At 43.4% G+C, this 1,227-nt stretch carries 1 protein-coding gene; it reads left to right on the top strand.

What is annotated here, in order from left to right:
- Positions 1–62: 62 nt before the first annotated feature.
- Positions 63–1,219 (top strand): IS3 family transposase gene (locus DFP77_RS19415; protein ID WP_168827682.1). Its coding sequence is split into 2 segments (ribosomal slippage): positions 63–333 and positions 333–1,219, totalling 1,158 coding nucleotides; the frame shifts between segments, so codons are not numbered across the junction.
- Positions 1,220–1,227 lie beyond the last annotated feature (8 nt).

The following is a 1,227-nucleotide window of genomic DNA, read 5'->3' on the forward strand; positions in this document are numbered from 1 at the left end:
TGTTGTGGTTGAATTAGCCGGACACTTCAATAAAGGATAATATCCAATTATTGAGGTGTAAAATGACTAAACGTACTAACAAACAATATCCAAACGATTTTAAGCAAGAAGCGGTGGCGCTGGTGATTGAGCAAGGTTACTCCGTTGTTGAGGCTGCCGCTTCACTGAATATCACTGACAAGCTACTTTATAACTGGGTAGCGAAGTTTAAACAACAAGATGAAGATTCAGAGTTGTCGAAGGATGAGCGGGCTGAACTCGTTCAGCTCAGAAAAGACAATAAGCGCTTGCTGATGGAGCGCGAAATATTAAAAAAGGCTTCAGCGTTTTTCGCAAAAGAAATGAAATAAAATATTCATTTCTCAAAAGTTTAGGTAAGCAGTACCCAGTTGCCATATCGTGTAAAGTGATGCGCGTTAGCAAATCTGCATACTATGCTTGGCGAAAACGTCCCGCGATAATTATCAGTGCACAAACACTGAATTTACATCGTAGGGCGAAGGCGCTTTTTGAAGATAGTCGAGGCAGTCTGGGTAGCCGAGAGCTTGCGAAAAAGCTTCGCAAAGAAGACTTTGATGTTAGCCGGCATCGTGTCATTGGCTTGATGAAACGATTGGGGTTAGTCGTTAAGCAGCGTATCGCTTACAAAGTCACCACAAAGCGCAAAGACAGTGATGCTGTAGCGGATAATTTATTGAACATGAATTTTAACCCGTTAGGCCCAAACCAGGTGTGGGCTGGGGATGTGTCATATTTAAAAACAGGCGAAGGCTGGCTATACCTTGCTATTGTAATGGATTTATTTGGTCGTCGCATAGTGGGTTGGCACACGTCAAAACGTATGACGACAGACTTAATTGAGCATGCATTTTTAAAAGCACATCGCTTACGACAGCCGCCAAAGGGCTTAGTGTTTCATAGCGACAGAGGCTCGCAATACACGAGTAAACACTTTAGAAGCCTATTAAAACGGCTTGATTGCCGCTCTAGCATGGGTGACGTCGGTGCGTGTTGGGATAATGCCGTGGTTGAAAGGTTCTTCGGCAGTTTAAAACATGATTGGTTGTTCAAGGTAGCACAACCAACAAGAGAGCATATGAAGCAAGATGTTGCGGCGTATGTGAAATATTACAATCTGGAGCGATTACATTCGTCGAATGGCGACCAATCACCCATTGAGTATGAAAACTCCTTTAGGAAAGTGTCCGGTTGGACTTGACCAGAACA

Source organism: Marinomonas foliarum (genome assembly GCF_003337275.1).
Lineage (GTDB): Bacteria > Pseudomonadota > Gammaproteobacteria > Pseudomonadales > Marinomonadaceae > Marinomonas > Marinomonas foliarum.